Annotated in this window: 8 protein-coding genes, 1 tRNA gene and 1 pseudogene; 4 read left to right on the top strand and 6 right to left on the bottom strand. The window is 71.7% G+C overall.

What is annotated here, in order from left to right; genetic code table 11:
* The 6 genes from V6U81_RS28545 to V6U81_RS28520 all read right to left on the bottom strand — a co-directional run.
* Positions 1–1,011: protein kinase domain-containing protein (locus V6U81_RS28545; protein WP_334494097.1), on the bottom strand; the 1,011-nt coding region annotated here is incomplete at its 3' end.
* Between the two features lies 1 nt (position 1,012).
* Positions 1,013–2,518, bottom strand: coding sequence for a peptidoglycan D,D-transpeptidase FtsI family protein (locus V6U81_RS28540; RefSeq protein WP_334494096.1), 1,506 nt, complete (start codon positions 2,516–2,518; stop codon positions 1,013–1,015).
* Positions 2,515–4,002, bottom strand: a complete 1,488-nt coding sequence (locus tag V6U81_RS28535; protein WP_334494095.1) for an FtsW/RodA/SpoVE family cell cycle protein — start codon at positions 4,000–4,002, stop codon at positions 2,515–2,517. Before V6U81_RS28535 ends, V6U81_RS28540 begins: the two co-directional genes overlap by 4 nt.
* Before the next feature lie 30 nt (positions 4,003–4,032).
* Entirely contained in the window at positions 4,033–5,472 is a 1,440-nt protein-coding gene (locus V6U81_RS28530) for a PP2C family protein-serine/threonine phosphatase (RefSeq protein ID WP_334494094.1), read from the bottom strand.
* Positions 5,469–5,954 carry an FHA domain-containing protein FhaB/FipA gene (locus tag V6U81_RS28525; protein WP_334494093.1) on the bottom strand — a complete coding sequence of 162 codons (486 nt, stop codon included), beginning with the start codon at positions 5,952–5,954 and terminating at the stop codon, positions 5,469–5,471. The genes V6U81_RS28530 and V6U81_RS28525 overlap by 4 nt, the downstream gene beginning before the upstream one ends.
* A 6-nt stretch (positions 5,955–5,960) precedes the next feature.
* Entirely contained in the window at positions 5,961–6,755 is a 795-nt protein-coding gene (locus tag V6U81_RS28520) for an FhaA domain-containing protein (RefSeq protein WP_334494092.1), read from the bottom strand.
* Positions 6,756–6,971: 216 nt separating this feature from the next.
* Here V6U81_RS28520 and V6U81_RS28515 point away from each other — a divergent pair.
* The 4 genes and pseudogenes from V6U81_RS28515 to V6U81_RS28500 all read left to right on the top strand — a co-directional run.
* Positions 6,972–7,057: transfer RNA gene (locus V6U81_RS28515), tRNA-Leu, on the top strand.
* A 109-nt stretch (positions 7,058–7,166) separates the two neighbouring features.
* A complete protein-coding gene (locus V6U81_RS28510; protein WP_334494090.1) occupies positions 7,167–8,240 on the top strand; it encodes an NAD-dependent epimerase/dehydratase family protein in 1,074 nt (357 codons plus the stop codon).
* Positions 8,237–9,043, top strand: coding sequence for a WecB/TagA/CpsF family glycosyltransferase (locus tag V6U81_RS28505; protein WP_334494098.1), 807 nt, complete (start codon positions 8,237–8,239; stop codon positions 9,041–9,043). Before V6U81_RS28510 ends, V6U81_RS28505 begins: the two co-directional genes overlap by 4 nt.
* A 119-nt stretch (positions 9,044–9,162) precedes the next feature.
* Positions 9,163–9,446: pseudogene (locus V6U81_RS28500) on the top strand (hypothetical protein); the annotation flags it as partial.

Raw genomic sequence — 9,446 nt, 5'->3', positions numbered from 1 at the left:
CGGCTGCGGCTGTCGGGCCACCACCGGCGGCCGGGCCTGCCCGGTCGCCGGCGGGCGGGGCTGGTGGGCCGCCGCGGGGGGCCGGGCCGGCTGCTGGTGCGGTGCCGTGGGGACCTGCGCGCGGGCCACCGGTGCGCCCGGCGAGGCCGGCGCGGCGGAGATCGGGTGGGCCTGCCCGGTCCGCGCCTGCTGCGACAGGGCCGCCTTGGCCTGGCGCGCCACCGCGGCCAGCGCGGCGGCACTCGGCCAGCGGTGTGCCGGGTCCTTCGCCAGCGCCCGCTCCACGATCGCCTTCACCGCGGGCGGGATGTCGCCGGGCAGCGGCCGGGGAGCCTCGCGGACGTGCTTCATCGCGATCTCGAGCGGGTTGTCGCCCTCGAAGGGACGCCGGCCGGCCAGGCACTGGTACGCGACGACGCCGAGCGCGTAGACGTCGGAGGCTGGCGTGGCCACCGCGCCGGTGGCCTGCTCGGGCGAGATGTACGAGGCGGTGCCGAGCACCGAGCCGGCGGCGGTGAGCTGGCCGACCATGTCGGAGCGGGCGATGCCGAAGTCGGTCAGCACCAGGGTGCCGTTCGGCCGGACCAGCAGATTGCCCGGCTTCACGTCGCGGTGCACGATGCCCTTCTCGTGCGCGGCGTGCAGCGCCTCGGCGGCCTGCGCGAGCAGCGCCATCGTCCGGGCCGGGGTCAGCCGGCCTACCCGGCTCAGGGTGGCGGAGAGCGCGTCGCCCTCGACGTACTCCATCACCAGAAAGGCGATCTGCTGGTCGCTGCCGAAGTCGTAGACGTCGACCACGCCGGGGTGGTTGATGGTGGCCATGGTCCGGGCCTCGCCACGGAACCGTTCGGCGAAGCCCGGGTCGTCGAGCAGCGCGGGGAGCAGGCTCTTCACCGCCACCGTACGGCCCAGCACCTGGTCGGTGCCGCGCCAGACGTCGCCCATGCCACCGCTGGCGATCCGCTCGTCGAGGCGGTAGCGGTTGCCGAGCTGGACGCCGGGGCTGAGCATGTCAGCGGCCCCCGGAGTCCTGGATCGCGGCCCGCATGATCTGCCCGCCGATCCGGGCCGCCTCGCTGCTGCCGCCGCTGCCGGCCTGCTCCAGCGACACGCAGACCGCCGAGACCGGGGTGCCGTTCTTGTCGAGCGCGAAGCCGATGAACCAGGCGTGGTCCGGCCGGTCCGGCGCGGACTGGGCGGTGCCGGTCTTGCCGCCGACCGTGTAGCCCTTGATCTGCGCCTTCTCGCCGGTGCCGTTCTCCACGACCTGGACCATCATGTCCCGCAGGTCGGCGGCGACCTGGCCGCTGACCGGCTGGCGCAGCTCACGCGGCTTGGCGGCTTCGTACACGGTGGTCCGGTCCGGCCCCAGCAGCTGCTTGACCAGGTAGGGCCGCATCTGGCTGCCGCCGTTGGCGACCGCGCCGGCGATCAGCGCGCCCTGCAGGGGGGTCATCCGCACGTCGCGTTGCCCGATCGAGGACTGGGCCAGCGCCGCCGGGTCGGTCGCGCCGCCGGGCGCCTCCATGTCACCGGTGTGGCTGGCTGCCACGCCGAGACCGTCCTCGCCGAGCTGGCCGACGGTGAGGTCGTCCTGCTCGAAGCCGAACTGCCGGGCCTTCTCCTTGATGGTGTCGGCGCCGAGCCGCACGCCGAGCTGGGCGAAGCCGGTGTTGCACGACTCGCGGACCGCCTCCTGCAGGCTGACCTGCGACTCAGGGCAGATGGTCGGGTGGGCGTTCTTGATCGGCGAGCCGGAGGTCGGCGGCGTGTAGAGCGGGCCCGCCGGGATCGGGGTGTTCTTGGTGACCCCGTTCTCCAGCGCCGCGGCAGCCACCACGATCTTGAAGGTGGAGCCGGGCGGGAGGGTGTCGTCCAGCGCGCGGTTCGTCAGCGGCCGGTCGTCGTCCTTGTTCAGCTCGTTGTAGGCCGCCGCCGCCTCGGTGGTGTCGTGGCTGGCCAACGGGTTCGGGTCGAAGCTGGGCATCGAGACCATGGCCTGCACCGCCCCGGTACGCGGGTCGATGGCGATGGCCGCGCCCCGCTTGACGCCCTTCTCGTTGTTGCGCAGCTGGTCGTACGCGGTGTCCTGGGCGCGCTTGGAGAGCGTCAGCAGCACATTGCCGCCACCGGTCTCGTCGCCGGTGAACATGTCCTTGATCCGGTTGGCGATCAGCGCGTCGCTGGTGCCGGCGAGGAAGTCGTTCTCGATCCGCTCGATGCCGGTCTCGCTCCCGTTGACCGGCTTGAAGCCGAGCACGTGCGCGTACTTCGCCCCGCCGGGGTAGGTGCGCTGGAACTTCAGCTTGCCGCTGGTCTCCCTGCTGGTGGCGACCGCGGTGCCGCCGGCCTCGATGTTGCCGCGCCGGCGCTCGTACTCGGCGACCTGGACCCGGCCGTTGTAGTCGCTGTTGCGGTACTCGTCGGCCTTGTAGGCCTGGATCCAGTTCAGGTTCGCGAAGAGCAGACCGAACAGGACCAGAACGACTACGCCGACGCGGCGCAGAGGTGCGTTCACGGGCGGATCACCTCCGTGGGTGCACCGTGCAGTTGCTCCGGCGGGCCGCCGGCGGGCCGGGCCGCCGAGCCACCGGTGACCACCGGCTTGCGGGCGGCGTCGGAGACCCGGAGCAGCACTGCGATGAGCAGCCAGTTGGCCATCAGCGACGAGCCACCGGCGGAGAGGAACGGGGTGGTCTGACCGGTCAGCGGGATGAGCTTGCTGATCCCGCCGACGATCACGAAGACCTGGAGCCCGAGGGTGAAGGCGAGGCCCCCGGCGAGCAGCTTGCCGAACGAGTCGCGCACCGCCAGCCCGGCCCGCAACCCCCGCTCGACGATGAGCAGGTAGGTCACCAGCAGCGCGGTGAGACCGAAGAGCCCGATCTCCTCGCCGATGCCGGCGAAGATGAAGTCGTTCTGCACCTCGGGGATCAGGGTCGGCTCGCCGGCGCCCGGCCCGGTGCCGAAGAGCCCGCCGCTGCCCAGCGCCAACAGGCCCTGGACCAGCTGGTAGCCCTTCTCGTAAGGGTCGGAGAACGGGTCCAGCCAGATCTCGGCGCGCAGGTGGAAGTTGGCGAACGGACCGCCGATCGTCCCGCCCAGCACGTACGCCAGGTAGGCGCCGCCGAAGAAGAGCAGCAGACCGATGAGCAGCCAGCTGACCCGTTCCGTGGCGATGTAGAGCGTCACCACGAACATGCCGAAGTACAGCAGCGAGGTGCCGAGGTCCTTCTCGAAGACGAGCACCAGCAGGCTCAGCGCCCAGACCGCGAGCACCGGGCCGAGGTCCCGGCCGCGGGGGAAATCGATGCCGAGGATCCGCCGGCTGGCCAGCGAGAGCACCTCGCGCTTGCGGACCAGGTAGTACGCGAAGAAGACCAGCAGGGCCAGCTTGGCGAACTCACCCGGCTGGATGCTGAACCCACCGATCCGGATCCACAGCTTCGCGCCGTAGATCTCCGAGTACCGCGCCGGGAGCACCGCCGGGATCATCACCAGCACGATGCCGGCCAGACCCAGGGTGTACGCGTAGCGGGAGACCGCCCGGTGGTCCTTCATCACGAAGAGCAGCGCCGCGGCGAGGATCACCGAGGCGAGCGTCCAGGCCAGCTGCCGCCCCCCGGTGCCGGCGAAGATCGCCAGCGTCTCCCGGTCGACCGCGTCCGCCCGGGCCAGGTCGTACCGGCGCAGGAAGCCGACCCCGATGCCGTTGAGCAGTGCCACCGCCGGCAGCAGGGCCGGGTCGGCGAACGGCGCCAGGAACCGGATCACCAGGTGCATGCCGAGGAAGAGCACCCCCAGCACGGCGGCCGGCATCCAGAAGTCCGGGGTGACGGTGTCGAGCAGGTTCGCCTCGACGATCGCCCCGTAGGCCGCCACCAGCACCATGGCCAGCAGCAGCAGCGAGAGCTCGGCGTTACGCCGGGACCGCGCCAGGCGTACGCCGGGCTGCTCGCCCGTCGAGGCGGGCGAGGCTGCCGGTGTGGCCGCTGCGGTCACGGATCGATCCCTTGGAGTCTCAGCCGACGGTCACTCGGGCGACCGACAGCCCGCCGGGTCTCCGCCCGGCGGAACCGCGTCGGAGGCCGAGGCGTCGGGCGTGGTGGTCGGCGCGGGGGTTGCCGAGGGGACGACCGGACTGCCGCTGGCGACCGGAGTGGGCGCCGCCTGGCCGGGCGCGACCGGGGTGACCGTCGGCGTCACCGGCACCGTGCTGGCCACCGGGGTCGGGGTGGGGCTCGGCGGGCAGATCGGCTTCAGGTTCGGGTTGGCCGGGTCGTCGTTGGTCAGCTCCGCGAGCCGGCGTACCGCGTCGGGCCGGCTCTTGGCCTGGATACCCTGCTTGACCTGCTCCTGCGCGGCCAGGGTGAGGTCGTCCAGCTTGGCCGGGCTGGTGGAGTGCACGCGGGACAGGTCGAGACCGGCGACCTGACCGGGGACCCCGCGGAAGACCGCGAGCTGCCCGTCCTCGGTCGCCCCGACGTAGTACTGCCGCTGGGTGAAGCTCCAGCCGGCGAAGAGACCGCCGCCCAGGATGACCAGCAGCGCCACCAGCATCGCCACGGTACGCAGCGGCCGCCGGGGACGGTCCGACTCGTCGTCCCGGGAGGCGGCCGGCTCCTCCGGCGCGGGGTTCCGCGGCGCGGAGAGCGCCGAGGCGCGAGCCGCCGGGGTGGAGACGTCGGCCGAGGTGGCCATCCCCCGGTCGCGGGCGGCGGCGCCGCCGACGATCGGGGTCGCCTCGACGATGTCCTGGTCGGTGGCGTCCGCGATGATCACGGTGATGTTGTCCGGGCCGCCGCCGCGGAGCGCGAGCTGCACCAGCCGCTCGACGCACTGCTGCGGGTCGGTGTACTCCCGCAGGGTGTCGCCGATGGTCTCCGCGCTCACCACGCCGGAGAGGCCGTCGCTGCAGATCAGGTAGCGGTCGCCGGGCAGCACCTGGCGGACGCTGTACTCCGGGTCGATGTCCCGGCCGTCGAGGGCGCGGGTGAGCAGCGAGCGCTGGGGGTGGCTGCTCGCCTCCTCCGCGCTGATCCGACCCTCGTCCACGAGCATCTGGACGTAGGTGTCGTCCTTGGTGATCTGCGCGAACTCGCCCTTGCGCAGGAGATAGGCCCGCGAGTCACCGATGTGGACCATGCCGAGCTTGCTGCCCGAGAAGAGGGTCGCGGTGAGCGTCGTGCCCATCCCCTCCAGCTGCGGGTTGGCGTCCACGGTGTCGCGAAGCTGCTGGTTGGCGGTGCCCACGGCCGAGCGCAGAGCATCGACGAGCGCGTCCCCCGGGACGTCCTCGTCGAGCGGCGCCATGGCACCGATGACGATGTTGCTGGCGACGTCACCGGCGGCCATGCCGCCCATGCCGTCGGCGACGGCGAGAAGCCGCGGCCCGGCGTAGACGGAGTCCTGGTTTCCGTCTCGGATCAGACCGCGGTCGCTGTGGGCCGCATAGCGCAGGGTCAGAGTCATGGCCGTAATTCGAGAGAGGTGCGGCCGATCCGGATCGGCACGCCGAGGGGGACGGGGGTTGGTCCGGTGACCTTAGCGCGATCCAGGTACGTGCCGTTAGTCGAGCCGAGATCCTCGACGAACCACTGCCCGTCGCGCGGCACGAGCCGGGCGTGCCGCGCGGAGGCGTAGTCGTCGGTGATGACGAGGGTGGAGTCCTCGGCCCGACCGATAGTGATCTGCGCTTCACCGAGGGTGATTCGGGTGCCGGCCAACTGACCGGCGGTGACCACCATCTGGTGGGCCGCCCTGCCCCGCTTCGCCTTGGCCGGCTTCCCCGCCTGCCCGGTGGACGCGCCGACCGCACGAGGCGCGGCCACCAGCCGGCCCGACCGGGCTCCTGCGAAGAGGTCACGGCGGATCACGCCGACCACCGTGAACACGAAGATCCACAGCAGGATGAGGAACCCGAACCGGGCGACGGTGATGACGAGCTCCGGCAAGGCGGGTCAGCCGTCCACGCGGAAGGTCAACGTCGTCGTGCCGAGCTGGATCATGTCACCCGGGTTGAGGGCGACCGCCGAGACGCGCTGGCCGTTGACCATCGTGCCGTTGGTCGACCCCAGGTCGGTCAGCACGACCTGCCCGCCGTCGAAGTCCAGCCGGGCGTGTCGCCGGGAGATTCCGACGTCCGGCAGGCGCAGGTTGGCCTGGTCGCCGCGGCCGATCACCGTCGAACCCATCTGGAGCGGGTAGGTGCGGCCGTCGCCGGAGACCAGCCGGACGTTGCGGGTGCCGCCGCCGTGTCCCGGCGGGGGGCCGTAGCCGCCACCCTGGTCGTACGACGGGTACGCCGGCGGGCCGGCGTCGTAGCCGCCCGGCGACGAGACCGGGGCGACCTCGCCACCGGTGTAGACCTCGGCGGTGACCCGGAACATGCCGGTGTCCAGTCCCTCGCCGCGTTCGATCTCCACGATCACGTCGCCGTAGACCGTCCACGCCTGCTCGCCGATGAACTCCGCCTGCGACTGGGCCAGCTCCTGGGCCAGCGCGGCGGCGTACGGCGCCAGACGACTGTGGTCGTACGGCGAGAGATCGATCACGTAGCGGTTGGGCACCAACGTGCGGCCACCAGCCAGGATGGCCTTGTGCGCCTCGGCCTCCCGCTGCATGGCGTTGAGGATCTCCACGGGGTGGACCACCCCTTTGAAGACCTTGGCGAAGGCCCCTTCGACCAGGCCTTCCAGACGCTTCTCAAAGCGTTGCAGCACGCTCACCGGCTCCTCCTCGGGTCCCGAGGACATGATGGTATCTGGACGGGGCGCATGCAGCTCGCGCGCCGCTCGGCCATCGCGCGCCGGCCGGTTCGGAGAGGCCCGTTTCGGCGTGCTAATGTTTCGTCCGCCACGAACGGTGACGCTCCACGGAGCGTGACGGTCGGGGCATGACCGAGGACACGTCCCGGGGCCGCTGGAGACAGCGGGGCCGGCACAGGCTACAGTGTTCGAGGTCAAAGCCACGGGGAAGTGGCGGAATGGCAGACGCGCACGGTTCAGGTCCGTGTGTCCGAAAGGACGTGGGGGTTCAACTCCCCCCTTCCCCACCAGATCGACGAGGGCTCCGCAACTGCGGGGCCCTCGCGTCGTATCGGGGCGTGCCGGACGTCACGCTATGCTCCGGTGGTTTCCCTGCCTCCTACTGACCAGGAGTGGCGTGTGACTGTCGCGTTGGTGACCGGCTCGGGTGGTCTGATCGGTTCCGAGGCGGTCCGGCACTTCGCCGGTCTCGGCCTGGACGTGGTCGGGATCGACAACGACATGCGGCGGGAGTTCTTCGGCGCCGAGGCGTCGACCGCGTGGAACGTCCGCCGACTGACCGACGAGCTGGGGTCGGCGTACTCGCACCACAGCATCGACATCCGGGACCGGGACGCGCTGGCGAAGCTCTTCCAGCGGTACGGCAGGGACATCGCTGTGGTGATCCACACGGCCGCGCAGCCCTCGCACGACTGGGCGGTGCGCGATCCCTTCACGGACTTCGACGTGAACGCGGGCGGCACCCTCAACGTGCTGCAGAACGTGCGCGAGCACTGCATCGAGGCACCGGTGATCCACTGCTCGACCAACAAGGTCTACGGCGACCGGCCCAACAGCCTGCCGCTGGTGGAGCAGGAGACCCGCTGGGAGATCGAGGCCGGGCACCCGTACGAGCAGGGCATCCGCGAGGACATGTCGATCGACGCCTGCCTGCACTCGGTCTTCGGCGCCTCCAAGGTCGCCGCCGACGTCATGGTGCAGGAGTACGGCCGCTACTTCGGAATGAAGACCGCCTGCTTCCGGGGTGGCACGCTGACCGGGCCGGCGCACTCGGCGACCGAGCTGCACGGCTTCCTGGCGTACGTGATGCGGGCGAACATGGAGCGCCGCACCTACAAGATCTTCGGCTACCAGGGCAAGCAGGTCCGGGACGCCATCCACAGCTCGGACGTGGTCTCCGCGTTCGAGGCGTTCTTCCGCAACCCGCGCTCGGCGGCGGTCTACAACCTGGGCGGCGGCCGGCACTCCAACACCTCGATGCGCGAGGCGTTCACGCTGGCCGAGCAGATCACCGGCCAGGAGATGATCTCCGAGTACGTCGAGGCGAACCGGATCGGCGACCACAAGTGGTGGATCGGCTCGAACGAGGCCTTCCAGGCCGACTACCCGGACTGGAAGCAGGTCTACGACGTACCGATGATCATGCGGGAGACCTACGAGGCCAACGTCGACAAGTGGGTACCCCAGGCATGACCGCGCAGGGCAAGCGGAACGTCCTCGGCGTCCTGGTCGACGCCACGGACTACGCCGCGGCGACCGAGCAGGTGGTGACGGCGGCCCACGACCGGCGCCCGCTGGCGCTTACCGCGCTCGCCGTGCACGGCGTGATGACCGGGGTGCTCGATCCGGCGCACAACGCCCGGCTCAACTCCTTCGACGTGGTCACCCCGGACGGCCAGCCGGTCCGCTGGGCGCTCAACCTGCTGCACCACGCCGGCCTGGCGGACCGGGTCTACGGCCCGACGCTGACCCTGCACGTGCTGCGCCGCTTCGCCGAGGAGGGGCTCCCGGTCTACCTGTACGGCTCGACCGAGGAGACCCTGGCGAAGCTGATCCCGGCGCTGGAGCGGATGTTCCCGGCCCTCAAGATCGCCGGGGTGGAGCCGTCGAAGTTCCGCGAGGTGCGGCCCGGCGAGGACGTCGAGATCGCCGACCGGATCAGGGCCAGCGGTGCCCGGCTCGTCCTGGTCGGGCTGGGCTGCCCCCGCCAGGAGGTCTTCGCGTACGCGATGCGCCCGCTGCTGGACATGCCGCTGATGGCCGTCGGTGCCGCCTTCGACTACCACGCCGGGCTGCTCAAGCAGCCGCCCGCGTGGATGCAGCGGGCCGGCCTCGAGTGGTTCTGGCGGCTCGGCCTGGAGCCGAAGCGGCTCTGGCGCCGCTACGTCATCCTCAACCCGGCCTACCTGACCCGGCTCGCCGGCCAGAAGACCGGCGTGTGGAAGGCCAGGCCGCCCGCGCCGGCGACCGAGCGGCCCTCGACCTTCGCCGTCTGACCGGCGATCGCGTCGGGGAGGGCGACCGACGGTGCGGTGACCCCCTACGGGAGAAGGTGGGGGTCGAACAGGGGGCCGGCCCGGATTCCCTAGCGTCCGATGTGGGCAAGGCTGGGCCCATGGATGAGCGTCTCATCGTGCTGCTGCCGATCGCCGCGGTCTGGCTGGCCGCCGGCGTGGTGGCGGACGGACTGCCCCGCCTGGACCGCGCCCGCGCACTCCGCCGCCGTACCGGATGGCTGCTCGCCCTGACCGTGACCGGCCTCGGCCTGACGGGGGGCGCGCTGGCGGCCGGCATGACCAGCGCCGGCGCGACGCCGGTCGACCGGGCGGCCGGCGACCTGGCACTGGCGGCCGGCCCGGCGCTCGCGGTCGCGGTCTGCACGCTGCGCCGCACGCGGCG

This window comes from Micromonospora lacuserhaii (assembly GCF_036902735.1).
In the GTDB taxonomy this organism is placed as follows: Bacteria; Actinomycetota; Actinomycetes; order Mycobacteriales; family Micromonosporaceae; genus Micromonospora.
Note: the sequence above shows the minus strand (reverse complement) of the source record. Positions and strands in the feature narration are given on the sequence as shown.